Source organism: Promicromonospora sp. AC04 (assembly GCF_003058225.1).
Classification (GTDB): Bacteria; Actinomycetota; Actinomycetes; order Actinomycetales; family Cellulomonadaceae; genus Promicromonospora.
Genome location: NZ_QBUG01000005.1, coordinates 436,228 through 460,968, shown reverse-complemented (window position 1 = coordinate 460,968; position 24,741 = coordinate 436,228). Strand labels below are relative to the sequence as shown.

General features: G+C 72.5%; 18 protein-coding genes. 13 read left to right on the top strand and 5 right to left on the bottom strand.

The genetic code is table 11. The features are described 5' to 3' along the window. Positions 1–74: 74 nt before the first annotated feature. Together C8K30_RS16150 and C8K30_RS16145 are read right to left on the bottom strand one after the other, a co-directional pair. Positions 75–3,044 (bottom strand): AAA family ATPase, encoded by a 2,970-nt coding sequence (locus C8K30_RS16150; RefSeq protein WP_158281032.1) that lies wholly within the window; start codon positions 3,042–3,044, stop codon positions 75–77. A gap of 79 nt (positions 3,045–3,123) precedes the next feature. Then, positions 3,124–3,306, bottom strand: coding sequence for a hypothetical protein (locus C8K30_RS16145; RefSeq protein WP_108493903.1), 183 nt, complete (start codon positions 3,304–3,306; stop codon positions 3,124–3,126). Between the two features lie 390 nt (positions 3,307–3,696). Here C8K30_RS16145 and hrcA point away from each other — a divergent pair, with 390 nt between their 5' ends. Genes hrcA through C8K30_RS16130 form a run of 3 tightly spaced genes read left to right on the top strand, consistent with a single transcriptional unit; the run spans position 3,697 to position 6,666 of the window. Further along, entirely contained in the window at positions 3,697–4,716 is a 1,020-nt protein-coding gene (gene hrcA / locus C8K30_RS16140) for a heat-inducible transcriptional repressor HrcA (RefSeq protein WP_108493902.1), read from the top strand. 54 nt (positions 4,717–4,770) lie between these two features. Beyond that, positions 4,771–5,892, top strand: a complete 1,122-nt coding sequence (gene dnaJ / locus C8K30_RS16135) for a molecular chaperone DnaJ (RefSeq protein WP_108493901.1) — start codon at positions 4,771–4,773, stop codon at positions 5,890–5,892. A 9-nt stretch (positions 5,893–5,901) separates the two neighbouring features. Further along, a complete protein-coding gene (locus C8K30_RS16130) occupies positions 5,902–6,666 on the top strand; it encodes a 16S rRNA (uracil(1498)-N(3))-methyltransferase (RefSeq protein WP_108493900.1) in 765 nt (254 codons plus the stop codon). A 74-nt stretch (positions 6,667–6,740) separates the two neighbouring features. On the opposite strand, the gene C8K30_RS16125 is transcribed toward C8K30_RS16130, so the two are convergent. Together C8K30_RS16125 and C8K30_RS16120 are read right to left on the bottom strand one after the other, a co-directional pair. Next, positions 6,741–7,580 carry an OmpA family protein gene (locus C8K30_RS16125; RefSeq protein WP_108493899.1) on the bottom strand — a complete coding sequence of 280 codons (840 nt, stop codon included), beginning with the start codon at positions 7,578–7,580 and terminating at the stop codon, positions 6,741–6,743. After that, the gene (locus C8K30_RS16120; protein WP_146197503.1) at positions 7,577–9,313 is read right to left on the bottom strand and encodes a helix-hairpin-helix domain-containing protein; all 1,737 of its coding nucleotides are present in this window, start codon (positions 9,311–9,313) and stop codon (positions 7,577–7,579) included. The genes C8K30_RS16125 and C8K30_RS16120 overlap by 4 nt, the downstream gene beginning before the upstream one ends. A gap of 244 nt (positions 9,314–9,557) precedes the next feature. On the opposite strand from C8K30_RS16120, the gene C8K30_RS16115 reads away from it, so the two are divergent. From C8K30_RS16115 to leuA, 9 genes are all read left to right on the top strand, one after another. Beyond that, positions 9,558–9,908, top strand: coding sequence for a histidine triad nucleotide-binding protein (locus C8K30_RS16115; RefSeq protein WP_108493897.1), 351 nt, complete (start codon positions 9,558–9,560; stop codon positions 9,906–9,908). A gap of 117 nt (positions 9,909–10,025) precedes the next feature. Beyond that, on the top strand, positions 10,026–11,081 hold the full coding sequence (locus tag C8K30_RS16110) for a PhoH family protein (RefSeq protein ID WP_108493896.1): 1,056 nt from the start codon (positions 10,026–10,028) through the stop codon (positions 11,079–11,081). Beyond that, complete coding sequence (ybeY, locus tag C8K30_RS16105) at positions 11,078–11,530, top strand: rRNA maturation RNase YbeY (protein ID WP_108493895.1); 453 nt, start codon at positions 11,078–11,080, stop codon at positions 11,528–11,530. Before C8K30_RS16110 ends, ybeY begins: the two co-directional genes overlap by 4 nt. Next, entirely contained in the window at positions 11,527–12,921 is a 1,395-nt protein-coding gene (locus tag C8K30_RS16100; RefSeq protein ID WP_108493894.1) for a hemolysin family protein, read from the top strand. The genes ybeY and C8K30_RS16100 overlap by 4 nt, the downstream gene beginning before the upstream one ends. Then, positions 12,918–13,886 carry a GTPase Era gene (gene era / locus C8K30_RS16095; RefSeq protein ID WP_108493893.1) on the top strand — a complete coding sequence of 323 codons (969 nt, stop codon included), beginning with the start codon at positions 12,918–12,920 and terminating at the stop codon, positions 13,884–13,886. The genes C8K30_RS16100 and era overlap by 4 nt, the downstream gene beginning before the upstream one ends. Positions 13,887–13,966: 80 nt before the next feature. Further along, positions 13,967–15,232 carry a cytochrome P450 gene (locus tag C8K30_RS16090; RefSeq protein WP_158281031.1) on the top strand — a complete coding sequence of 422 codons (1,266 nt, stop codon included), beginning with the start codon at positions 13,967–13,969 and terminating at the stop codon, positions 15,230–15,232. Positions 15,233–15,396: 164 nt separating this feature from the next. Further along, the gene (locus tag C8K30_RS16085; protein WP_108493891.1) at positions 15,397–17,037 is read left to right on the top strand and encodes a S9 family peptidase; all 1,641 of its coding nucleotides are present in this window, start codon (positions 15,397–15,399) and stop codon (positions 17,035–17,037) included. Between the two features lie 620 nt (positions 17,038–17,657). Next, positions 17,658–19,760 carry a hypothetical protein gene (locus C8K30_RS16080; protein WP_108493890.1) on the top strand — a complete coding sequence of 701 codons (2,103 nt, stop codon included), beginning with the start codon at positions 17,658–17,660 and terminating at the stop codon, positions 19,758–19,760. Between the two features lie 353 nt (positions 19,761–20,113). After that, complete coding sequence (gene leuA / locus C8K30_RS16075; RefSeq protein WP_108493977.1) at positions 20,114–21,835, top strand: 2-isopropylmalate synthase; 1,722 nt, start codon at positions 20,114–20,116, stop codon at positions 21,833–21,835. Positions 21,836–22,005: 170 nt separating this feature from the next. Here the strand turns inward: leuA and C8K30_RS16070 are convergent, their stop codons facing one another. Continuing rightward, positions 22,006–23,622: a serine/threonine-protein kinase gene (locus tag C8K30_RS16070; protein WP_108493889.1), complete on the bottom strand. Its 1,617-nt coding sequence runs from the start codon at positions 23,620–23,622 to the stop codon at positions 22,006–22,008. Positions 23,623–23,702: 80 nt separating this feature from the next. Here C8K30_RS16070 and C8K30_RS16065 point away from each other — a divergent pair, with 80 nt between their 5' ends. Next, the gene (locus C8K30_RS16065; protein ID WP_146197501.1) at positions 23,703–24,644 is read left to right on the top strand and encodes a hypothetical protein; all 942 of its coding nucleotides are present in this window, start codon (positions 23,703–23,705) and stop codon (positions 24,642–24,644) included. The last annotated feature ends 97 nt before the right edge of the window (positions 24,645–24,741 follow it).

Here is a 24,741-nt window from a genome sequence, read left to right as displayed (position 1 = left end):
CCGCCCCGTCGAGTGCTGGATGTCCGCCCGTCCGGAGTGTCACGACCGGGCGAAGGTCGCACTCGACGGATGGGTCAGCGGACGGCGCGCAGGGCCGCCTCCGTGCGGGTCGCCACGCCCAGCTTGCGCAGGATCGCCGACACGTGCACCGACGCCGTCTTGGCCGAGATGAACAGCCGCTCGGCGATCTGCCCGTTGGTCAGGCCCTCGGCCACCAGCGCGAGCACCTGCTGCTCGCGCGCAGTGAGCGCGTCCGGCCCGCTGCCCGACGGCGGTACGTCGGCCGGGCCGGCGTGTCCCGCATGCCCGGCCGACGCCGCCCGTCCGGCCGACCCCGCGCGGTCGAGCAGGCCCGCCCGGTCGGTCAGGTCCTGCGCCCACCGGACGATCAGCCCCGCCCCGAGCTTCTCCGCCTCCGCGACGGCCGACCCGAGCGCCGTCCGCGCCCCCGCCCGGTCGCCGGCCTCGAGCAGCCGCGCGCCCTCGCGGTACAGCGCGTACGGGCGCAGGTGCGCAGGCCCGGGCAGCTCCGCGACCGTCGTCCACGGGCCGGTGCCGAGCTCCGCCTCGAACGCCGCCGACCACACGGGGAACGTCCGCCAGTGGGCGCACCGGGCCAGGGCCGCGCGGTACGGGGCGTCGTCGACGGAGCGGCCGCCCGCGCGGAGCCGGGCGATCGCCTGTGCGCCCACGGCGAGCCGCGGCAGGTCGTACAGCGGGATGTGGGGGTCGTCCGGCGAGATCACCGCCGAGACGCACTCCAGGGCTTCCGCCGGTTCGTCGCGCAGCAGCGCCAGCTCCGCCCGGGTCACGGCGACGCGCGACCGGATCTGCGCCTCCAGGCGCCCGAACCGCTCCCAGGTGGCGGCCCTGCGCCGCGCCTCGGCCTGCGCCTGCTCCACGTCCCCGCGCCACATCGCGAGCCAGGTCCGGCGCTCGCCGAGGTACACGGCGTAGACGCTGTCGTGCACCAGGGGGACGGTCCGTTCGTACCACTCGGCGGCCTCGGCCCAGTCGCCCTGCCCGATCCGGGCCTCGACGATGTTTCCCTCGATCATGATCCGGGAGCCCTCGGACGCGCCGTACCGGCGAGCCGCCGCCACGCCGTCCTGCGCGATCTTCGCGGCGCCGGCCCAGTCGCCTATCGTGAGCAGGGCGTCCGACCCGTTGATGTAGTACCGGCTCAGACCCTGCCAGGCGTCGCCCGCCACCTCGCGCCCACGCTCGATCTCCGCGAACCCGTCGAGGTCGCCGAGCTGCATGCGGCTCACGCCCCGCAGGTTCAGCGCGACGGACATGAGCTCGGCGCTGCCGATCGCGACCCCGGCGTCATAGGCGGCAGTGGCGGTCTCGATCCCCTCCCGCGACCGGCCGTCGAGCATCGCGTGCCGGGCTCGCAGCAGCAGGACCTGGCCGCGGACGGCGTCGTCCCGGCCCGGCTCGACGAGCGCGAGGGCGCGCTCGATGAGCTCCGGTCCCTCGCCAGAGCCGGCGTGGCCCGCGATGAGCGCGGTGTCGGAGAGCATGCGGGCGAGGCCGACCGGATCGTCGTCGGGCCACTCGGCGAGCGCCTCGTGCGCCACAGCCAGCGCGCGGCCGGTGCGGGTGGACCCGCGCAGCGACTCGGCGACCGTCCGCAGCAGCTCGTGGTGCGGCAGGCCGGCCACGGCCTCGGCGTCGGGCACCTGCTCCCAGAGCTCCAGTGCCCGCTCACCCAGCGCGACGGCAGCCGACGACGCCGCCTCGTCCGCGGCGGCCCGGTGCCCGACGACGGCCGCCGCCAGCGCCTTGTCGAGCATCCCCGCGCGCCACCAGTGGTCGGCGATGCGGGACAGCTTCGCGACCGACCGGGCGCGCTGGACGAGGGCCCGCTCCAGCGCCCGCGCGTACGCGGCGTGGAGGCGACGGCGCTCGCCGGGCAGCAGCTCGGCGTACACGGCCTCCTGGGCCAGCGCGTGCCGGAACGCGTACCCGACGTCGGTCGCCACCAGCACCTGCGCGTCGACCGCCTCGCGCGCCGTCTCCTCGGGATCGGGGCCGACACCCGCGCCCGCCCGCTGCCCCGAGCCCGTCGCGGGGTCCGCCAGGACGTCGTCGAGCACGTCGTACCACACGCGCGGGCCCGCGACCGCCACCACCCGGCACAGCGCCTGGGCCTCGCGGCTGAGGTTCCAGTAGCGCAGCAGGAGGATGTCGCGCAGGGAGCCGGGCAGGTCGGTACCGAGGAACCCGACCAGCTCCTCGACGTAGAACGGGACGCCCCCGCTTCGGTCCGCGAGGTCGGCGAGCGCCTCCGGGTCGAGGCCGGTATCGCGGTCGCTGCCGCCGCCGGGGACGTCTTCATGGCCGACTTCGTGGCTGTCTTCGTGGCCGGGGGCGCCGCCGAGCAGGTCCTGCGCCATCTGCCGGACCTCCGTCTCGCCGAGGCGGGTCAGGTCGAGGCGGGTGGTGAGCCTGGCCCGGTCGAGCTCGGCCATGACGGTGCGCAGCGGGTGCGCGCGTCCGACGTCGTCGCTGCGGTAGGTGAGCAGCAGGAGCAGGTTCGGGGGCGCGGTGCGGGCGAGGCGCAGGGCGACCGCGCGGGTGACGTCGTCGGACCAGTGCAGGTCCTCCATGACGACGAGGACGGGTCGCTCGGCCGCGAGCCCGGCGAGCAGGTCGGTGAGGACCTCGGGGAGGCGGTCCGCTCCGGCGTCGGACGCCGGTGGGACGAGCTGGGGTGCTACGGCGGACAGGGCGCCGGCCGAGGGCCCGGCCGCCGCGACGGCGGCCTCGGGGCCGATCGCTTGGACGATCCCGTTGAGCAGTCCGGCCAGGGCCGCGTAGGGGACCGGCCCGGAGCCTTCGTCCGCGCACTGCCCGGCCACAACTGTGACGCCGTCGGTGTGTGCGGTGAGCTCGTCGAGCAGGCGGGTCTTGCCGATCCCGGCCTCGCCCGCGATCACGACCGTGCGGCTCGCGCCCGAGCGGACGTCGTCGAGAGCGGCCTTCAGCTCGCCGAGCTCGTGGGCTCGGCCCACCAGGCGGGCGCGGGGGACCGGCATGGGCTCATCGTCCCATGCCGGTCCTGTGGTGGTTCCGCTCATTGTCGTTGCTGGTCACGGTCGCGTTCACCCGACCGGTTCAGGCGACGCGCGGGACGGCGTCGGCCGCCTTGGTACGGCCTGCACGCTCGGTGGAGCGCTGTGCCGCCGCCTGGCGGCGGGCCGTGTCCTTCTGCTCGCGCGCCACCCGGGCCTGCTCCGTCCGGCGGTTGAGGTCCTGCTCGTTCCTGCGGTACTCGGCGTAGTCCGAAAAACCAAACATCGTGGTGCCTCCTGGTCGTGGCCGCCGGCCCTCTCGCCGGCAGTGATTCCAGGTTCGTCTGTGAGGTACCTCGCGCGGATCGGGCGGTCGTCGCATCTTTGGGTACGGGTTCGCTGAGCCGCCCGGGGTTCTCTAAGGCATCGCCCTATGTGCGGCGGGTAAGCCCCTCGCGAACGGGTAAGACATGCAGGTCACCCGGGGTGACCTGCACGTCTGGCAGGGTGTGGGACCCTGCCAGACGGGCGGACGGCGGGTCGGCGACCTGGCTGGTTGTGTGTGCCGCGTAGGATTGGCACTCGGTTGGCGAGAGTGCTGGTATGCAGTGCTGGTGAGCGGGCCGGAACCCGGGTGCACGTCCCGGACGTTCTACCTGGGACGGAGGTGAGCGCGGTGAGCGAGGAACGCAGACTCGATGTCTTGCGGGCGATCGTGGAGGACTATGTCCGGACACGCGAGCCCGTCGGATCGCGCATACTCACGGAGCGGCACCAGCTCGGCGTCTCCCCGGCCACGGTGCGCAACGACATGGCGGCCCTGGAAGAGGCCGGGCTCATCGCCCAGCCGCACACGTCGGCCGGCCGGATCCCCACGGACAAGGGCTATCGCCTGTTCGTGGACCAGCTCGCCGAGGTGCGGCCGCTGACCCTCCCGCAGAAGCGGGCCATCGAGACCTTCCTGTCCGAGGCGGTCGACCTGGACGACGTCGTGGCGCGCGCCGGGCGGCTCATCGCCCAGCTGACGGGCCAGGTCGCCGTCGTGCAGTACCCGTCGCTGCGCCGGTCCGGGCTGCGGCACCTCGAGCTCGTGCCCACGGTCGAGGGGCGGCTCCTCGTCGTCGTCATCACGGACACGGGACGGGTGGAGCAGCGCTTCCTCGACGTGCCGGTCGACCTGGACGACGGAACGCTCGGCGAGCTGCGCGCCCGCCTCAACTCCGCGGCCGCCGGCCGGCGGCTCATCGACATCGGTGACGCGTTCGCCCGGGTCACCGAGGCGATGCCGGACGAGCACAAGCCGCTGGCGACAGCCGTGGCCGAGGTCGTCACGACCGCGCTCGGCGAGGAGAGCGAGGAGCGGATCGTACTGACCGGCCAGGCGAACCTGGCGCGGGCAAGCATGCGGTTCGAGCAGGGCCTTCGGCCCGTGCTCGAGGCGCTCGAGGAGCAGGTGGTCCTGCTCGGTCTCCTCACCGACATGACCGACGATGCCGGGGTGGCCGTGAGCATCGGCCACGAGAACCGGATGGCGGGCCTGGCGGAGACCTCCGTCGTCACGTCCGGCTACGGCTCGTCCGACGGCGACACCGTCGCGATCCTGAGCTCGATCGGGCCCACCCGTATGGACTATCCGGGCACCATCGCCGCGGTGCGCGCCGTCGCGCGCTACCTGTCGCGAGTGCTGCCCGGCTGACCTGCTCCTCCCTCCTCAACTATTTCCCCACAAACCTCCCGCGAAGAGAGACCTGTGACCGACTACTACGAGATCCTCGGTGTTCCGCGTGACGCCACGCCCGAGCAGATCAAGAAGGCATACCGCAAGCTGGCCCGTGAGCTGCACCCCGACGTGGCCGGCGAGGCGGGCGAGGACCGGTTCAAGGACGTCGCGCGCGCGTACGAGGTGCTGTCCAACCCCGACAAGCGCCAGCAGTACGACATGGGCGTGGACCCCACCTCGCCCGGTGGTGGCGCGGGCGGCGGGTTCGGCGCCGGCTTCGGGTTCCAGGACATCTTCGAGACCTTCTTCGGCGGCGGGCAGCCGACCGGGCCGGTCCCGCGCGCCCGGCGCGGCAACGACGCCCTGGTGCGGCTCGACCTCGAGCTGTCCGAGGCGGTCTTCGGCGCCAAGCGCGAGATCCAGGTCGACACAGCGGTGGTCTGCAACACCTGCGGCGGCGACGGCGCCCGGCCGGGCACCCACGCGCGCACCTGCGACGTCTGCCAGGGCCGCGGCTCCGTGCAGCGGGTCGCCCGCTCGTTCCTCGGCCAGGTCATGACGAACCAGCCGTGCTCCGCCTGCGGCGGCTTCGGCACCGTGATCCCCGAGCCGTGCACCGACTGCTCCGGCGAGGGCCGGGTGCGCTCGCGCCGCACCATCTCGGTGAACGTGCCCGCGGGCGTCGACACCGGCACGCGCATCAAGCTCTCCGCGCAGGGCGAGGTCGGCCCCGGCGGCGGCCCCGCCGGCGACCTGTACGTCGAGATCCGCGAGCGCGCGCACGACACGTTCGTCCGCCGCGGCGACGAGCTGCACTGCACGCTCCAGGTGCCGATGACGGCGGCCGCGCTCGGCACCGTGCTCGAGCTCGACACGCTGGACGGCCTCCAGGAGATCGACCTGCGCCCGGGCACGCAGCCCGGCCAGGTGATGACCCTCAAGGGCCTGGGCGTGGGGCACCTGCACTCGGCCGGCCGCGGCGACCTCAACGTGCACATCGAGGTCCAGGTACCCATGGGCCTCGACGAGGAGCAGACCGCGCTGCTGCAGCAGCTCTCGGTCCTGCGCGGCGAGGAGCGGCCCGAGTCGCGGCTCGCGTCGGTCCAGGGCGGCGTCTTCTCGCGCCTGCGCGACAAGCTCAGCGGGCGCTGACCCCCACCCATGAGCGCGCCGGTCTTTCTCGCGGAGGCGTCCACCGCCCATCCGCTGTCGGGGTACGCCCCAGGCTCCGTGTACGTGCTCGACGGCGCGGAGGGCCGGCACGCCGGCGTGGTCCAGCGGCGCGGCCCGGGGGAGCGGATCGACGTCGTCGACGGCGCCGGGGTGCGCCTGCGCACGGTGGTCGAGGCGGTGCACGGCGCTGAGGTGCACCTGCGCGTCGAGCAGGCCGACGTCGAACCGGTGCCCGACGTCGTCGTGACGCTCGTCCAGGCCCTCGCCAAGGGCGACCGCGACGAGATGGCGATCGAGGCCGCCACCGAGATCGGTGCGGACGCGATCATCCCGTGGCAGGCCGAGCGGTCCGTGGTCGTCTGGCGCGGGGAGCGGGCGGCGAAGTCGCGGGCGCGCTGGGTCAGTACCGTCCGGGCCGCGACGAAGCAGGCCCGGCGGGCGCGGATCCCCGACGTCGAGGTGCCGCTGACCACCAAGCAGCTGGCTGCCCGGGCCCGCGACGTCGTCGCGGCGGGCGGCACGGTGGCGGTGCTGCACGAGGAGGCGACGGTCGCCCTCGCGACGGTGCCCCTGCCCGACGCCGGCGAGCTGCTCGTCGTCGTCGGACCCGAGGGCGGGATCTCCGAGGGTGAGGTCGCCCTGCTCACCGGGGCGGGCGCGGTCACCGCAAGGCTGGGCCCGCACGTCCTGCGCACGTCGACGGCGGGCCCGGTGGCGATAGCCCTCCTGAGCGACCGCCTGGGCCGCTGGTAATCCTTCGTTGAGTGCGGGATCTTCGCCCTTTCAAAGCCTTTGAAAGGGCGAAGATCCCGCACTCAACGAAGGGGTCAGTTCGTGACGTCGAACTCGACGCGGCGGTTCTTCTCCAGGTCCGCGAAGGTCTTCGGGACCACCAGCGGGTCGGACTCGCCGTAGCCCTTCGACGTCAGCCGGTCGCGGTCGACGCCCAGCTCCACCAGCTCGTCGAGCACCTTCTCGGCACGGCGCTCGCTGAGCCGCTGGTTCTCCTCCTCGGTGCCGACCGAGTCGGTGTGCCCCTCGATGCGGACCTCGACCTCCGGGTGCTCCATGAGCACCTCGGCCGCATCGCGCACCACCGCGCGGCCGTCCTTGGTCAGCTTCGCGCTGTCCGTGACGAACGTTATGTTCGGGATCTCGACCAGGTCCTCCTGCGCCGCCTCCCGCTCCTCGCGCGTCGGCTCGTCCTTCTCGGAGTCGTCCCCCTGGTCGTCCGAGGACCCGTCGTCGGACGGCTCGTCGTCCGATGCCGGCTCGGTCGCCTCGGGCGAGGCGTCGTCCGCGGAGGGCGACGCCTCCGGGGTGGCGCTCGCTTCGGCGTCGGCAGAGTCGTCGGAGCCGTCCGCGGCCGCGTCGGCCGAGACCGGACCGTCCGGGCCGTACGCCGCCGCGGTCCGGACGCCGGGGAGGCCGCCGACCACCTCGGCGGCCGCGAGCGCGTCCGTGTCGGTCGGGGCGGTCACATCGGCGTCGCGACCCGTGAGCTCGACGTCCACGTCGTCGAGCCCCGCAGCCGAGAGGGCTCCCTGCGCGCGCTCGGTCAGCGTCGACTCGACCTGTTCACGGAACCCCGTGTTCTGGACGCCCGCGAGCACGCCCAGCCCGAGGATCAGGGCGATCACCGGGAGGAGAACCGCCCTCAGGCTCATGCCTTCACCTCGGACTGGGTGGGCTCGGAGTCACCCTCGGCCGCCGCCGTCTCCGCCTCGTCCGCGGCGATCGCCTCGGCCTTGGCCTCCGCGCCCTCGATCTCGTCGACGTCGGCGTAGTCGACGTCCTCGTTGAACTTGGCGCGCCGGTCCTGGCCGCCGATCAGGTAGTCCTGGAACTCCTGCAGGCCGTCCTCGTCGCCGTCCGCGAGGAACTGCGCCTGCTCGGCCCAGCTCACGGCGGACGGGGCGAACGTGATCCCGCCCGCGGCGAGCGCCTCGCGGAGCTCGGTCTCCGTTGCGCCGGCGATCTTGGCGTAGGTCGCGTAGCCGGCGGCGCCGAGGGCGGACTCGATCTTCGGGCCGATGCCCTCGATGCGCTGCAGATCCTGCGGCTCGGGCTCGGGCTCGGGCTCGGCCGACGCCTCCGGCTCAGGGGCGGCCTCGGCCTCAGCCGCCGCTGCCTCCGCCTCGTCCTCGGCGATCGCCTCGGCCTTGGCCTCGGCGCCCTCGATCTCGTCGACGTCGGCGTAGTCGACGTCCTCCTTGAACTTCGAGGCGCGGTCCTGGCCGCCGATGAGGTAGTCCTGGTACTCGCGCAGGCCGTCCTCGTCGCCGTCGACCAGGTACTGCGCCTGGTCGGACCAGCTCGTGGCGGCCGGGGCGAACGTGATGCCGGCTGCGGCGAGCGCCTCGCGCAGCTCGTCCTCGCTCGCGCCCGCCACCTTCGCGTAGGTGGTGTAGCCGGCGGCCTTGAGTGCCGTCTCGATCTTCGGGCCGATGCCCTCGATGCGCTGCAGCTCCTGCGGCTCGGGCTCGGGCTCCGGCTCAGGGGCGGCCTCGGGCTCGGCCGTCGCGGCCTCCGCCTCGTCCTCGGCGATCGCCTCGGCCTTGGCCTCGGCGCCCTCGATCTCGTCGACGTCGGCGTAGTCCACGTTCTCGTTGAACTTGGCGCGTCGCTCCTGGCCGCCGACGAGGTAGTCCTGGTACTCCTCCAGGCCGTCCGCGTCGCTGTCCACCAGGTACTGCGCCTGGTCGGCCCAGCTGCTGGCCGACGGGGCGAACTTGATGCCCTGGCTCGCGACGGCCTCGCGCAGCTCGTCCTCGCTCGCGCCCGCGATCTTGGCGTAGGTCGCGTAGCCGGCGGCCTTGAGGGCCTTCTCGATCTTCGGGCCGATGCCCTCGATGACCCGCAGGTTGTCCGGCGTTTCGGCGGCCTGCGGCGCGTCGGTCTTCGCGGCAGCCTGGGCAGCGGCGTTCTCCTCGGCGGCCTTGCGCGCGACGGCCTCGGCCTCGGCGACGACGTCGGACCCCGCGGGCTCGGCCTCGTTCGCCGCGCCCTCCTTCTCGGGGTCGACGACGGCGGTCTCAGCGTCGCTGTCGGAGTCCGATGCGCTGTCGGCGGCCGGCTCGGCGGCCGCCGTCTCGTCCGTGGCGGCAGCAGCAGACGCGAGGACGGGAGCGGGCTCGGCGTCGGCCGCGGGCTTGCCCGCCTCGGCAGCGTCGTCAGCCTCGGCCCCGGTCTCCGTCGCGGCGTCCGAATCAGCCTTCGAATCAGCGTCCGAACCCGACTTGGCGGCGGCCGACCGGGCCGCGGCGTCGGCCTTCTCCGCCGAGTGCTTGCCCTTGGCGCGCCGGCCCCAGGTGATCCAGCCGATCCAGATGCCGATCGCGAGGCCGATCAGGGCCGCGATGATGATGAATGCGAGCGATTGGGCGATGAACCAACCCACGCGAACCTCCAGGTGACTGCTGTGTGTGGTGTGAGGGCGACCCGACGAGACCTGCGAGGCGGGCGACGACGGAATGGTGTCGCAGTACCCCAATCTCCATCGAACGCGGCAAACTCTCCCACATCCCATTCACCCAGGCATTTCGAACCATGTAACGGTATGGAAAAACATGTCGAAGTCCCGTTCGGTGCGCGCGAGCCGCCTACGGGAGTCGCGTACGGGCGGCCGCCGGTAGCCTGCCGACATGACGAGTACCGACAGCCCTGACTGCCTCTTCTGCAAGATCACCGCGGGGGACATCCCGGCGGACGTCGTGGCGTCGTCGGACACGGCGATCGCGTTCCGGGACATCGCGCCCAAGGCGCCCGTGCACGTGCTCGTGGTGCCGAGGGAGCACTATCCGGACGTGCCCGCGTTCGCGGCGTCGGACCCCAAGGGCCTGGCCGCCTTGATCGCGCTGGCGGACGGCGTGGCGAGCGAGCTCGCGGACGGTCAGTACCGCCTGATCTTCAACACCGGGCCTAAGGCCGGGCAGACCGTGTTCCACGTGCACGCGCACCTGCTCGCGGGCGGGGAGCTGCCAGGTTTCGCCTGACGCGCGGGCGCAAGACCCTGTGGAAAGACCGTGGCGCAGCGCGGGCGGGTCGATAGGATGAGGACTGTCGTCATCCCTACCGCACGAAGGAGCGGATCGGCCCCGCGGGGCCGGCTCATGACAACTACGCCCAGTACACAGTCCCAGACCCGGATCGAGCACAAGATCGTCGTCCCGGCCCACATCCCGACGGTCGCGCTCCTGGGGAGCCGGGACTCGGTGCTGCGGGCCGTCGAGGAGGGCTTCCCCGGCGTCGACGTCCATGCTCGTGGCAACGAGATCGCAGTGAACGGACCGGCGGGCGACGTGGCCCTGGTCACCCAGCTGCTCGACGAGCTGATCCAGGTCGTCGAGGCGGGCACGCAGCTCACCCCCGAGGTGGTGAAGCGCTCGGTGGCGATGCTGAGCGACGCGTCCGCCTCGCGCCCCGCCGAGGTCCTCACGTTCAACATCCTGTCCAGCCGGGGCCGCACCATCCGGCCCAAGACGGTCGGGCAGAAGGCCTACGTCGACGCGATCGACACGAACACCATCACGTTCGGCATCGGCCCGGCCGGTACCGGCAAGACCTACCTCGCCATGGCGAAGGCCGTGCAGGCGCTGCAGGCCAAGCAGGTCAACCGGATCATCCTGACGCGCCCCGCCGTCGAGGCCGGGGAGCGCCTCGGGTTCCTGCCCGGCACGCTGTCCGAGAAGATCGACCCCTACCTGCGCCCGCTGTACGACGCTCTGCACGACATGGTCGACCCCGAGCAGGTGCCCAAGCTGATCGAGGCGGGCACCATCGAGGTGGCGCCCCTGGCGTACATGCGCGGCAGGTCGCTGAACGACTCCTTCATCGTCCTGGACGAGGCGCAGAACACCTCGACCGAGCAGATGAAGATGTTCCTGACCCGCCTGGGCTTCGGCTCCAAGATGGTGATCACCGGCGACGCCACCCAGGTCGACCTGCCCGGTGGCACCACCTCGGGCCTGCGCGTGGTCGAGGACATCCTGCTGGGCGTGGACGACGTCGAGTTCTGCCGCCTCACGTCGTCCGACGTCGTGCGGCACCGGCTGGTGAGCGACATCATCGACGCGTACGCGCGCTGGGACGTGCTCACGGACGACCGCCGTCCCGGGCGCCAGCCGCAGGACCACCGTCAGGGAAGCAACAAGAGGCAGCGCCGGTGAGCATCGAGGTCAACAACGAGTCCGGGTTCGAGGTCGACGAGGCGGAGTTCGCCGCGCTCGGCCGGTACGTCCTCGACGCCATGCGCGTGCACCCGCAGTCGGAGCTGTCGATCATCTTCGTCGACACCACCGTCATGACGGACCTGCACGTGCAGTGGATGGACGAGCCCGGCCCCACCGACGTCCTCTCCTTCCCGATGGACGAGCTCCGCCCGGGGCGCGACGGCGACGTCACCCCGGCCGGGACGCTCGGCGACATCGTGCTGTGCCCGGAGGTCGCGGTCACCCAGGCCAAGGCCGCCGGGCACTCCACGACCGAGGAGCTGCTGCTCCTGACCACGCACGGGATCCTGCACCTGCTCGGTTACGACCACGCGGAGCCGGAGGAGGAGAAGGAGATGTTCACGCTCCAGCGCAAGCTCCTCCTGACCTTCCTCGCGACCCGGTGACCGGCGTGCTCGTCCTGTTCCTGACCCTCATCGTGCTGGTCGGCCTCGGGCTGGCGGGCATGCTCTCGGCCGGCGAGGCCGCGCTCCTGCGCGTCACGCGCGCGTCCCTCACGGAGGCGCTCGCCGAGGCGGAGCTGGGGCAGTCGCCCGACCCGGAGCGTGCCGCGCGGATCCGGCGCGCCCAGGCGCTCGTCGTCGACCCGACGGCGATCGTCGCCTCCTTCGCGCTCGTGCGCGTGATGTCGGAGGTGGTGGCCATCGCGGCCGGGACGCTGCTGGTGCAGCAGGCCATGCCCGGCCAGGGGCTGCCCGGCGAGCTGCCGGTCATGCTCATCGCGCTCGTGGTGGGCGTCGTCGTCGGCGTCATCTTCGTACGGGTCTCGCCGCGTGCGCTCGGTTTCCGCAGGCCGGTAGCGGTGCTGCTCGCGCTGGTGGGGCCGCTGACCGGCGTCTCGCGCGCGGTCGCGTGGCTGACGCGGTTCTCGGTGCCGCGCTACGACCCGTCGCCGCCCACCGAGGCCGAGCTGCGCGACATCGCGGACCGGGTGGGGGAGAGCAGCGCCTTCGAGGAGTCCGACCGGGAGCTCATCCGGTCGGTGATCGAGTTGGGCGGCACCATCACGCGCGAGGTCATGGTGCCCCGCACCGACATGGTGACCGTCAGCGCGAACACCTCGCTCGACAGGGTGCTGCGGCTGTTCCTGCGCTCCGGCTTCTCGCGGGTGCCGGTGGTCGGCGAGTCGGTGGACGACGTCGTCGGCGTCGCCTACCTCAAGGACGTCGTGGCCGCGGTGCACTGGCCCGTCGACGACGGCGAGAGCGGCGTCCGGGAGCCGTCGCAGCGCCCCGCGTCGGACGTGGCACGCGACGCGGTGTTCGTGCCCGAGTCGAAGCCGATCGACGACCTGCTGCGCGAGATGCAGGCCTCGGCCAGCCACATCGCGCTCGTCGTCGACGAGTACGGCGGCGTCGCGGGCCTGGTGACCATCGAGGACCTCCTGGAGGAGGTGGTCGGTGAGCTCACCGACGAGCACGACACGGTGCCCGTCCAGGAGGTCGAGGACCTCGGCGGCGGCGTGCTCCGCGTGCCGGCCCGCCTGCCGGTGGACGAGCTCGGCGACCTGTTCGACCTGCGCCTGGACGACGACGACGTGGACACCGCCGGTGGCCTGCTCGCCAAGGCCCTGGGCAAGGTGCCGCTGGCCGGGGCGTCCGTCGAGGTCGGCGGCGTGCACCTGCAGGCGGAACGGGTCGAGGGCCGGCGCAAGCAGATCTCGACGATCCTCGTGCACCGCACGGAGCCGGTAGGCGAGCCGGACGACAGCAACGGTGGTCTCGACCAGCACGACCACCGTGATCAGAAGCGTGACCAGAAGGAAGTGACCTCTTGAGCGAGCAGCCCGCAGGGCAACAGACCGCCGCACACCGGAGCGGGTTCGCCTGCCTGGTGGGGCGCCCCAACGCCGGCAAGTCCACCCTGACCAATGCGCTGGTGGGGCAGAAGGTCGCGATCATGTCGGCGCGGCCGCAGACCACCCGGCACACGATCCGCGGGATCGTGCACCGCCCGGACGCCCAGCTCGTGCTCGTGGACACTCCTGGCCTGCACCGGCCGCGCACCCTGCTGGGGGAGCGGCTCAACGACCTGGTGCGGGACACGCTGTCCGAGGTGGACGTCATCGCGTTCTGCCTGCCCGCGGACCAGAAGGTCGGCCCCGGCGACCGCTACATCGCGGCGCAGCTCGCCGAGCTGATGACGGGGCGCCGGCGCGTGCCTGTCGTCGCCGTCGTGACGAAGGCCGACCTCGTGCCGCGTGAGGCCCTCATGGAGCACCTCGTCTCCGTGGACCAGCTGGCGAAGACCGTGGACCGCGAGTGGGACGACATCGTGCCTGTGTCCGCGAAGGACGGCTTCCAGGTCGAGGAGCTCGAGGCGGTCCTCGTCTCGCACCTGCCCGAGGGCCCCGACCTGTACCCGGACGGCGAGCTGACCGACGAGCCCGAGGCCGTCATGGTGGCCGAGCTGGTGCGCGAGGCCGCCCTGGAGGGCGTGCGTGACGAGCTGCCGCACTCCCTCGCGGTGGTCGTCGAGGAGATCGTCGAGCGGGCGGGGTCGGGCGACCCGGAGAAGGGCAAGCCGGCCCTCCTGGACGTGCGCGTCAACCTGTTCGTGGAGCGCGACTCCCAGAAGGCGATAGTCATCGGGCGCGGCGGGTCGCGGCTGCGGTCCGTGGGCACCGAGGCGCGCCAGGGCATCGAGAAGCTGCTCGGCCAGCGGATCTATCTCGACCTGCACGTGAAGGTCGCCAAGGACTGGCAGCGCGACCCGAAGCAGCTGCGCCGGCTCGGCTTCTAGGCCCCCTACCTGCTGAAACGCAGTTCGAGATATCGCACTCAGGATTACGGGCAATCCGGACACTGTGTTGTGATTGGGCGATGGAGACAGTGGCCGCTCGAACCTCCCCGGTAGAGCTCACCGGCCTGACAGGGCTCACCCCCCTGTCGGCGACCACAGGTGGCGCGGACTCGCAGGAGATCTACAACGTGTTACGGGGGAGATGGGGCGTCGTGGCGCCCGTGGACATGGAGCCGGGCGTGCCCGCCTGGCTGGTGATGGGGCACGCGGAGATCTCCGAGGTCATGCGGAACGAGGCGCAGTTCTCCCGGGACCCGCGCAACTGGCGCTGGCACTACGACGGTCTGCTCTCGGAGCGCTCGGCCCTGCTCGGGATCTCGCCGCGGGAGCCGCGCAGCTCCTCGTACCACCACGACGGCGAGAAGCGCCGTCGGCTCCGGGAACCCCTGGACGACGGGCTGGCGGCGCTCTCCGAGCGAACCGTGGTGGCCCAGGTCGAGGAGGTCAGCATGCGGCTGATCAACAGCCTCGGAACCAGCGGCGAGGTGGATCTCGTGCCCGAGTGGGCCAAGAAGGTGGGCTTCCTCGCCGTGACCTCGCTCTTCGGATTCGACGACGAGGTCGCGGAGCAGATGATGGCCGACTCGGCGCGCATCATGCACCACACGGTCGAGGCCGTCGAGGCGCGCACCCGCATGGGCCACAGCCTGATGGCGCACGTCGAGGCCCGCCGCGCCAAGGGTGGCAACGACCTGACCGCAACCTTCGTGCGGCACCCGAGCTTCCACGACGACGGCGAGGTCGCCGACTCGATGGCGGTGCCGCTCATCGCCGCCAGCGAGTTCCTGACCGCGTGGATCGCGCTGACCCTGCGGCTCCTGCTCACGGACAAGCGGTTCGCCGCGCGCTGGACCGGCGGCCGGGTCGCGCTGGACGACGCGCTCGACGAGGTCCTCTGGCGGGAGGCACCCGCCGCGAACACGCCGCTGCCCCGGTACGCCATGGGGGACCTGCAGCTGGACGGGAAGCTCGTCCGCAAGGGCGACGCCCTGGTCATGGCCGTGGCCGCGGCGAACCAGGACCCTCGGGTGCACACCGGTGACGTGTGGGACGAGGTCGGCAACCGGGCGCACCTCGCCTGGGGCGTGGGACCGCACCGCTGCCCCGCGTCGCGGCAGGCGCGGATCATCGCGCGCGTCGCGATCGGCCGGCTCCTGACCGAGCTGGACCTGGAGCTCGCGGTCGAGGACCACGACGTGGCGTGGATCCCGTCGCCCTGGGTGCGGCACCCGCAGGCGCTGCCGGTCCGGTACCGGCGGGCGCGGTCCGCGGGCACCGAGATGTGACACGTCCCCGTTCCCGGAGTCGTGGCCATCACGCGCGGAGCTGAAGAGGGTGCGCCAGGTGGTGGCCGACCTGCGGTCGGGCGCGCTGACCTGGGACACCGACGAGATGCCGGCGTCCCGCCCGCCCGAGTGAAGGTGGCCCGCGCCGGGCGTAGCATCCGAAGGTGTTCTTCAGGACGGTCGCCACCTCCGCCGCGATCCTGGTCGCGCTGGCCGTAACGGGCGCGGTCGCGGGCCCGGACTGGGAGCCGCAGCCAGTGACCACGCACCTGCACCCCGCCACGGCGTCGACGGCGATCGGGGGCGCCGTGGCCGGCGCCGGCGATCCCGGCGACTTCGAGGTGCGCGAGACCGCCGTGACGATTCCGCTCGCCGACGGCCTGGAGGTGGGCGGGCTGCTCCGGCAGCCGATCGAGGCCGGCGACGGACCGGACGAGGGCAGGGCCGACGGCGCCGAGGACCGCCCGGGGATCGTCTTCATCCACGGCGCGGGCACGGGCAAGGCCACCGACGCCTTCACGCTGGCCGCCACCGCGCTGGCGAGCGCCGGGATCACCACGCTCGTGCCCGACAAGCGGCTGGACAACTACTCCACCCGGCACCGCGACTACGAGGCCATGGCGCGCGACTACGCCCACTCGGTGAGCTACCTCCGCGACGTCCCGGGCGTCGACCCGGACGCCATCGGGCTGTACTCGGAGTCGGAGGGCGCGTGGGTGTCGCCAATGATGATGGTGGACGACCCGCGGCTCGCGTTCCAGATCCTGGTCTCCGCCCCGGTGGTTCCGCCCCGCCAGCAGGCCGCGTACGCCGTCGACAACTACCTGCGGAACACGGACGTTCCGGCCGGGGTGTTCCGCGCGATCCCGCGCGCTGTGGGGATGAAGGTGCCGGGCGGCGGGTTCGAGTACGCGGACTTCGACGTCCGGCCGTGGCTCAAGGAGCAGGACGACCCGATCCTCGCCGTCTTCGGCACCAACGATGCCTCGATGCCGCTCGAACAGGGCACGCGAGAGCTCATGGCCGACGCCGACGACGTGACCGTGCGGTTCTACGAGCGCGCGAACCACGGCATCAACGTCGAGACGCCCGGGGGCCTGGTCCTGCACCCGGACTTCGCGTCCGACGTCGCCGACTGGGTGCTCGGGCTGCCCGCGACGGCGTCCGCCGCGCCGCAGGTTGCCGGGGCCCAGCCCGAACAGCTCTACCTCGCGGCGCCCGTGCCGCAGCCGCTCTGGTACGGGGACGGCGACTGGCTGGTCGGGGTGGTCGTCACCGCCGCCGGGCTGCTGCTGGTGGGCCCGCTGCTCGTGGGCGGCGCGGTCCTGACGGGCCACCTTGTCCGACGTCGTACGGGTCGCCCGGGCGTGCACCTCGCCCCGGGCCTGCGCGCGCCCCTGACCGGGCTGGCGGTCGGTGCGGTGGTGACGACCGCCGGGCTCGCCGTGTACATCGCGGCCGTCGCCCGGCTCGCCCTGGACTACGAGAAGAACGCCCTGGTGGTGCAGGGCGGGTGGATAGCCGTGCGGCTCATCGGCATCGTGGCCGTCGTCGCGGCGGCGCTGCTGCTGAACCGGGTCCGGGACCTGCGGGGACGGGTCGTGCGGTCCGGGGGGGTGGTCCTGAGGCAGGCGGACGAACCGCCGGCGCTGCCCGTCGAGCCCGTCGAGCCGCGGGATCTGGACACCCACCGCCACCGCGCCGCCACCGCCGTGATCTCGACGGGCTTCTGGGCAACAGTGCTCGGCGCGACGGCCCTGCTGATCACCTTGGCGTACTGGGGCGCCTACCAGCTAGGCATCTGACGGCGCCCCGCCGCTGACTGAGATTCAGCAGGTCATAGGCGGCCGCTTTCGCCCCGATGGCGGCCGGTTCTGGCCTGGTGAACCAGCCTCAGTAGCGTGCCGCCTTGGCGGCAGCGACCGGGGTGAGGGGCGACAGGTCCCGGTCGGTGACGCGGGTCGCCGCAGCGGTCGCACGACCGCTGCACCGTGACCTCCTCGGGAGCGACACCGAGGTAGCGGGACAGGATCAGCCGCTGGGCGGCGCGCGACGTCAGGTGGACCCTGGTCGCCGTCTCGTCCAGACCCACGAGCTGCTCCCGATCCGGTACGGTCAGCAGGCGCGTCCAGGCTTCCCGGCGTCGGACCGGAACCAGCCACACGTCGCAGGTTCGGGGTGCCGGTGCGGCGGATGGGTCCACTGTGTTCTCCTGTGACCTCGAAGTGCTGCCGGCTGCCGCCGACAGCGGTTCTTCCGCACCCGTCGAATGTGATGGACGTGCGCAGAAATGCAGGTGTGACCGGACTCGCCGCGGTTCGGCCTGACAGGGCCGCGTCCCAGCGGGTAGAAACGTCGTGGACCCCAGCGCCGCCAGCCACACTTTCCCCAGTCTCGACCAGCGGCGTTATCGAGGAGTGAACGGATGATGGACCAGCACGCTTCCGAGCGTGACGAGCGAACTTCGGACGACGTCGCGCAGGACGCGAACGGCGCGCCGACCGAGAGTCTCGACCACGAGTACCTCGGCACGATCTCGTCGGAGAGCGCGCCCGCCGCCACGTCCGAGGACTCCGACGGGGTCAGACCCTTCGCGAACATCGCCGTCGCGGACTACGTGCGGGACGCCATCGCGGCGCTCGCCCTGCTCGTGTCGCTCGCGCTCCCGTGGAACCTCGCCGCCCGCTCCGCGGACCGGGTCGAGGTGGTCCTGGCCGTCGCGCTGTCGCTCGCCTCGCTGTCCCTGCCCTACCTCGCGCGCTTCGCCGTGCTGCCCGTCACGTGGACCGTGCACTCGACCCGGCGCGCGCGCCTGATCGCCGGGCTCCCGCTCGCCGCGATCGGTCTGATCCACCTCGTGATCGACCTGAACAGCGGCGCGGGCGTCGGTACCGGCCTGGGCCTCGCGCTCGCCGGCGCGGCGCTCGCCGCGACCCCGCGGGACAGCGAGCTCGGGCCTGTCGAGCAGGACGGCGCAGTGGTCCGTGGCTGGCGGCTCGGCCTCGCCGGCGTCGGGGTGCTGATCGCCCTGGGCGCCGTCGTCGCAACGCTGCTCGCCGAGTTCGCCGCGGACGCGACGCTCGGCGATCGGCTCCTGGCGCCCGTGTGGCTCGTGCTGGCGGTCGGCCTGGCGTGGCTCCTGGTGGGCGGCACCGTGCGGCACGACCGGCCCTCGCGGCTCGTCCTCGTCGCCGTCGGCCTCGTGCTGGCGGTGCTCTTCATCTTCACCTCCGGCAGCTCGCTGACCGGCCTGGAGTCCATGCGCCCCGGAGTCACCGACCCGAGCCGGTTCGGCCTGGTGCTGCTCCCGCTCGCCGCCGCGATAGCGGGCTCGCCCGCGGTGCGCCGCGACCCGGCCGCCGACGTCGAGGTCAGCACCGAGCGCGCCGCCGGCGTCTGGGTGCGGGTGGCGATCCGCGCGTTCGACGTCATGGTGCTGCTCGCGGTGTGCAGCGCGCTCGCGGCCCTCGTGCAGCTCATCGACCCCGGCTTCATCGGGTCCGGCGCGGGCGTGACGCTGGTGCTGCGGCTCGTGCTCGGCGTCGTCGTCGCCGTCATCGCCTGGTTCGCGCGTCGCTCCCTGAAGCGGGACCCGAGCACGGGGCACGTGCCCGCCGTCGGCGCCGCGTGCGTGGCGGGCGTGCTCGGCCTCGTGGTGGTCATCGCGACGTCCGGCGCGAGCCTGGGCGTGAACCTCGGTGACCTGCTCATGGCCCTCGCGCTGCCGATCGTCGCGGCGTGCGCGCTGATGGTGCCCAAGGCCGTGCGCGAGCACTTCCAGACCGCAGGCATCGGCGGCGAGTCCGAGGTCGACCGCAGCCAGGCCTACGTGTGGTCCCCGCCGCGGCCCAAGGGCGACAAGGCGACGCCGGTGACGCTCCCGGAGGAGCCCGTGCGGAGCGCGCCCGAGCTGCGCCGGCCCGCGGAGCCGCGCCGGGTGACCTCGACGGGCGCGGTGCGGACCGTCGCCGGCGCGGCCGCCGCCCAGCGCGGGGTGGTCCCGGTGCAGGCTGCCGAGCCGGTGTCGGGCGAGGTCCCGCTCGGCGCGATGCGCACGGTCGAGGACATGCCGGCCGCGGGTGCGCCCGCCGGTTCCTCGATGGGCGAGACGGCGACGATGCCCCCGGTCCGCTCGGGTGCGACGCCGGTGGCGTCCGCGCAGCCGACGGCGCGCATCCGGCCGGTGGGGAACGGCCAGCCGGCGTCGGGTGGCCCGGCCGCGGGTGGCGACGGTCAGGAGCAGGTGACGCGTCGGGTGGTCGTCGGACAGGGGCAGGGCGCTCCGGCGTCGGACTACGGCTCCGAGTCGGGACACACCGCCGTGCTGCCGCCCGTGGGCGGCAGGTGGACCGCAGCGGTGGCGCTCGACCCGGCCACGCCGCTGGCGGACCTGGCGAAGATCGTGCAGGAGGCGCCCCACCTGCGCCCTCAGGTCGCGGCGAACCCGTCGACGTACCCGGCGCTGCTCGACTGGCTGGGCGCCCTGGGCGAACCCCAGGTCGACGCGGCGCTCCGCAACCGCCGCTGAGCCTGCCGGTGAGAATTGGTGGTGGCGTCGAGATCTCGACGCCACCACCACCAGATCTCGACGGCGCCACCGGCCGCGGTCCGGATCGTGGGCTCGATTGGCGTTGCGGACCAGGACCGGGAGTACAGTGGCGGCGTGCGCATGACGGTGATCCTTCTCCTTCGCTGCCGCGACGAGGCCTAGACAGGTCGGTCCCTCGTCGCGGAGGCTTGGTGTGCCGGCCAACCTCACCGAGCGAAGGAAAGATCATGGAGAACAGCACCACCGCCACCACCCCCGGCGGAGTTCACGACACAGCCGTGCACGGCGCAGCAGGCGGGATCATCGAGGACAACCCGCAGCAGACGTCGGGCATGCCGATCCAGAAGTACCGGCCGTTCCACGAGCAGATCCGCCTGGATCTCCCCGACCGGACCTGGCCCACCAAGCGCATCGAGCAGGCACCGCGCTGGTGCGCCGTCGACCTGCGCGACGGCAACCAGGCCCTCATCGAGCCGATGAACGCCGAGCGCAAGCTGCGCATGTTCGAGCTCCTGGTATCGATGGGCTACAAGGAGATCGAGGTCGGCTTCCCGTCGGCCAGCCAGACCGACTACGACTTCGTGCGCAAGCTCATCGAGGAGAACCGGATCCCCGACGACGTGGTGATCCAGGTCCTCACCCAGGCCCGCGCCCACCTGATCGAGCGCACGTACGAGTCCCTGACGGGCGCCAAGCAGGCGATCGTGCACCTGTACAACTCGACGTCCGTGCTGCAGCGCGAGGTCGTGTTCCGGTCCGACGAGGACGGCATCGTCGACATCGCGCTGGACGGCGCCAAGCTGTGCCGCAAGCTCGAGGAGACGCTCCCGGGCACGCGGATCTACTACGAGTACTCGCCCGAGTCGTACACGGGCACCGAGCTCGAGTTCGCGGCGCGCATCTGCAACGAGGTCATCGAGGTCTTCGAGCCGACGCCGGAGCGCAAGGTCATCATCAACCTGCCCGCCACCGTCGAGATGGCCACGCCCAACGTCTACGCCGACTCCATCGAGTGGATGAGCCGCCACCTGGCCCACCGCGAGAACGTCATCCTGTCGCTGCACCCGCACAACGACCGGGGCACCGCCGTCGCGGCCGCCGAGCTCGGCTACCTGGCCGGCGCCGACCGCATCGAGGGCTGTCTGTTCGGCAACGGCGAGCGCACCGGCAACGTCGACCTGGTGACCCTCGGCCTGAACCTGTTCTCGCAGGGTATCGACCCGCAGATCGACTTCCACGACATCGACGAGATCCGCCGCACGGTCGAGCACTGCAACCAGATGCCCGTCCACGAGCGCCACCCCTACGTGGGCGACCTGGTGTTCACGGCGTTCTCGGGCTCGCACCAGGACGCCATCAAGAAGGGCTTCGAGCACATGGCGGGGCGTGCGGAAGCGGCCGGCGTCGGCGTCGACGACCTGGACTGGGGCGTGCCGTACCTGCCGATCGACCCGCGCGACGTCGGACGCTCCTACGAGGCGGTCATCCGGGTCAACTCGCAGTCCGGCAAGGGGGGCGTGTCCTACCTGCTCAAGAGCGAGCACAACCTGGACCTGCCCCGCCGCCTGCAGATCGAGTTCTCGCACGCCGTGCAGGAGGTGACCGAGACCCAGGGCACCGAGGTGACGGGCGAGGACATCTGGCGCATCTTCACCGACGAGTACCTGCCGGTCGAGGAGGGGGCGCCGTCGGGCCTCAAGCCGTGGGGGCGGCTGCAGCTGCGCGGCACCCGCGCCGTCTCGGCGGAGGGCGAGCAGGACACCCTCGAGGTGGACGTGCTGGACCGGGGCGTCGAGCACACGCTGACCGGCGTCGGCAACGGGCCGATCGACGCGTTCGTGAACGCGATAGCGCAGGTAGGCGTCGAGGTACGCGTGCTGGACTACGCCGAGCACGCCCTGTCCGAGGGCGGCGACGCCAGCGCGGCGGCCTACGTGGAGTGCGCGGTGGGCGACGACGTCCTGTGGGGCGTCGGCGTGGACCCGTCGATCACGCTGTCCTCGCTCAAGGCGATCGTGTCCGCGGTGAACCGCGCGGAGCGCGCCGCCGGCTGACCGGAGCACCGGCCCGGGTCGGGCCAGGGCCCGAGGTGACCCTACGGATTCGGGGTGGGTTGCGCTGCGTAGACAATGTCAACGCAGCGCAACCCACCCCGAATCCGTAGGGTCACCCATTGCGGTCGGGCGGGTCGTGGTCCCAGGGCCCGCCCCACTTCGACGGTGTGTCAGTCGATCCGGGTGTAGGTGGCCTCGAAGCCGTCGGCCTGCTCCGTGTAGGTCGTGTCGTCGCAGGTGTACTCCAGCGGCTGGGTCCGGCCGTTGGGGTTGTAAGGGCCGCTCTCCTCGCCGACTTCGATGGTGACCGATATATCTCTGAAGTCCGATCCCTCGGTCGTGAGGACGCCGTCGTCACTGGTCGAGACGATGTACGACGCCGTGCCGCGCCAGGTCTGGGTGATCTCCCCGACGGAGGACCCGGCGCGGATGGGCTCGGCGTCGTCGTAGTCGACCAGCTGGGTCCCGTCGGCGCTGAACTCCGTCACTCGTCCGTCGAAGCCGGTGAACTTCACGGTCTCGTCGAGGCTGGAGATGTCCTGCGTCGAGGTCCAGCTGTCCAGCTGCCACGTGCCCACCAGGCACTCGTCGATGACCGCCGCCGGCGAGGCGGACGCGGACGGCGATGCAGAGGCGGACGGAGACGCCGAGGCCGACGGGCCGGCGTCGGCGCCGCCGTCCGGCATGCCCAGCGCGAGCGCCGTGGCGACGCCGCCGACGATCAGGACCCCCGCTGCCGCGACGATCCAGGTGACGGGCCGGGACAGCAGGCTGCGGCGGGGCGCCGCCGGCTCCGGCTCGGGCGTCGGCGGGGTCTCCTGCTTCGCCACCCGTAGCACTGTCTCGTCCCTCAGCGCGGTGACGTCGTCGTCGTCCTCGACGATGGCGACGGGGACGTCGGGCCCCGGGACGATCTTCGTCTTGGCGCTCCGGAACCCGACGGGGACCTCGTTCAGGAAGTCCAGCACCTCCTGCAGGCTCGGCCGGGCCTCGGGATTCTTGGCCAGGCAGGCCTGCACGAGCGGGAGCAGCCAGGCAGGGCACGTGCTGAGGTCCGGTTCCTCGTGGACCACGCGGTAGTACACGACGGTCGTGTCGCCCTCGCCGAACGCACGCTGCCCGGTCGCGGCATAGAGGGCGACGGCGCCGAGCGCCCAGACGTCCGCCGCGGGCGTGGAGATGCTCCCGCGTACCTGCTCGGGCGCCATGAACGCGGGCGTGCCGACCTTCAGGCCGGTGCGGGTCAGCGACGTCGAGTCGAGCGCCTTGGCGATCCCGAAGTCGATGACGAACGGGCCCTCGTGGCCGAGCAGGATGTTGGACGGCTTGAGGTCCCGGTGCACGATGCCTGCCTGGTGCACGGACCGCAGGGCCTCTGCCACGCCGGCCACCATGCGGCGCACGTCGGGCTCGGGCAGCGGACCCTGGGCGCGTACGACGGCGGAGAGGGACGGCCCCTCCACGTACTCGACGGCCAGCCACGGCTGGGCCCCGTCCGGATCGGCATCGATCACCGTGGCGAGGAATCGGCCGCGCACTTTCATCGCCGTGGCGACCTCTGCCCGGAACCGGGTGCGGAACTCCGGGTCCTGAACGTATTCCTGCAGGATTGCCTTGAGGGCAAGCTTCCGGCCGGTGCGGGTTTCTGCGAGGTAGACGACTCCCATGCCGCCGGCCCCGATCCGGCCGAGAAGCTGATAACCACCTAGCTCCTGCGGGTCGGTCGGCTCGAGCGGCTGGATCTGCGGGGCTGCCCCTGGGCCTGGCAAGATCATGGTGGAAAACATACCGGATATCCTTGAATTCACCCGACATATCCGTCATGGTGATTCGCGTTCGCTGGCTAGATACAGGTACAGGGGGAGACATGAAGAGGAAGTTTGTGCGCCGCGCGCTTCCGTCCGCGCTGGTCGCGGGCGGGCTGCTCGTCGCGGGCGCGATGTCGGCGTCGGCGGCCGAGGAGAGCAGCGCATCGAGCACCGAGCAGTCGACCAGCGGTCTGGGCGGCGTCCTCTCGGGCACCGTCGACGCGGTCCTCGGGGACGGCGGCGCTGTCGACAGCACGCTGGACCAGGTGACGGACACCGTCGGGCAGGTCACCAAGAAGGACGGCGCCCTCGATGACACGGTGAAGGGTGTCACGGGCGCCGTCGACTCCGTGGCCGGCAAGGACGGCGCGGTCGACGACGTCGTGCAGGGCGTCACGGGCAGCGGGGCCGACGAGCCGGCCGCGCCCGTCGCCGCCGACCCGGGCCCCGTCGAGGACGTGGTGGGCGGTGTCTCCGGTGTGGTCAACGCGGTGGCCGGCGAGAACGGCGCTGTGGACGACGTCCTGGGCGCGGACGGGCCCGAGCGAGGACTGACCGACAACCTCCCCGCAGAGCTGATCGACGACGTGGGTTCCATCGGCGAGAACGTCGGAAACGGCGATATCCCGGGCACTATCGGCGCGGTCGCCGGCCCGGACGGCGTCGTGGACGACCTGCTCGAGAGCCCGTCGTCCGGCGGCCCCGGCGGCCCCGGTGGCCCGGGTGGCAGCGACCCGGGTGACGGCGGTTCCGGTGACGGTGGCTCGGGCGACGGTGGCTCGGGAGACGGTTCCGACGACGGCACGATCCCGGTGGTCAACCCGGGCGGCGGCTTCGACCTCGGCGGGCTCGTTCCCGTCACGCCGATCGGGGACCTGCCGGGCGCGCTCGCGCAGACCGGCGGCCAGGTCGGTGTAGCGGTGGGAGCCGGACTCGCGCTCACGGCCGCGGGGGCCGCGATGATCCGCGCTCGGCGCAGGATGCTCGAGGTTCAGGGCTGACCTGTCCCGGTGCCCGGGGGCGCGAGCGCGGTCGCCGCGCTAGTCGCCCTCGGGCTCCAGGTGGATCGTCTCCGTCTTGCCCGGCTCCTCGCCCAGG

Coding starts and splice junctions, on each gene's coding strand:
- C8K30_RS16150 (WP_158281032.1), bottom strand. CDS start 3,044: ATGCCGGTCCCCCGCGCCCGCCTGGTGGGCCGAGCCCACGAGCTCGGC.
- C8K30_RS16145 (WP_108493903.1), bottom strand. CDS start 3,306: ATGTTTGGTTTTTCGGACTACGCCGAGTACCGCAGGAACGAGCAGGAC.
- C8K30_RS16130 (WP_108493900.1), top strand. CDS start 5,902: ATGAGCGCGCCGGTCTTTCTCGCGGAGGCGTCCACCGCCCATCCGCTG.
- C8K30_RS16125 (WP_108493899.1), bottom strand. CDS start 7,580: ATGAGCCTGAGGGCGGTTCTCCTCCCGGTGATCGCCCTGATCCTCGGG.
- C8K30_RS16115 (WP_108493897.1), top strand. CDS start 9,558: ATGACGAGTACCGACAGCCCTGACTGCCTCTTCTGCAAGATCACCGCG.
- C8K30_RS16110 (WP_108493896.1), top strand. CDS start 10,026: ATGACAACTACGCCCAGTACACAGTCCCAGACCCGGATCGAGCACAAG.
- C8K30_RS16090 (WP_158281031.1), top strand. CDS start 13,967: ATGGAGACAGTGGCCGCTCGAACCTCCCCGGTAGAGCTCACCGGCCTG.
- C8K30_RS16080 (WP_108493890.1), top strand. CDS start 17,658: ATGATGGACCAGCACGCTTCCGAGCGTGACGAGCGAACTTCGGACGAC.
- leuA (WP_108493977.1), top strand. CDS start 20,114: ATGCCGATCCAGAAGTACCGGCCGTTCCACGAGCAGATCCGCCTGGAT.
- C8K30_RS16070 (WP_108493889.1), bottom strand. CDS start 23,622: ATGTTTTCCACCATGATCTTGCCAGGCCCAGGGGCAGCCCCGCAGATC.
- C8K30_RS16065 (WP_146197501.1), top strand. CDS start 23,703: ATGAAGAGGAAGTTTGTGCGCCGCGCGCTTCCGTCCGCGCTGGTCGCG.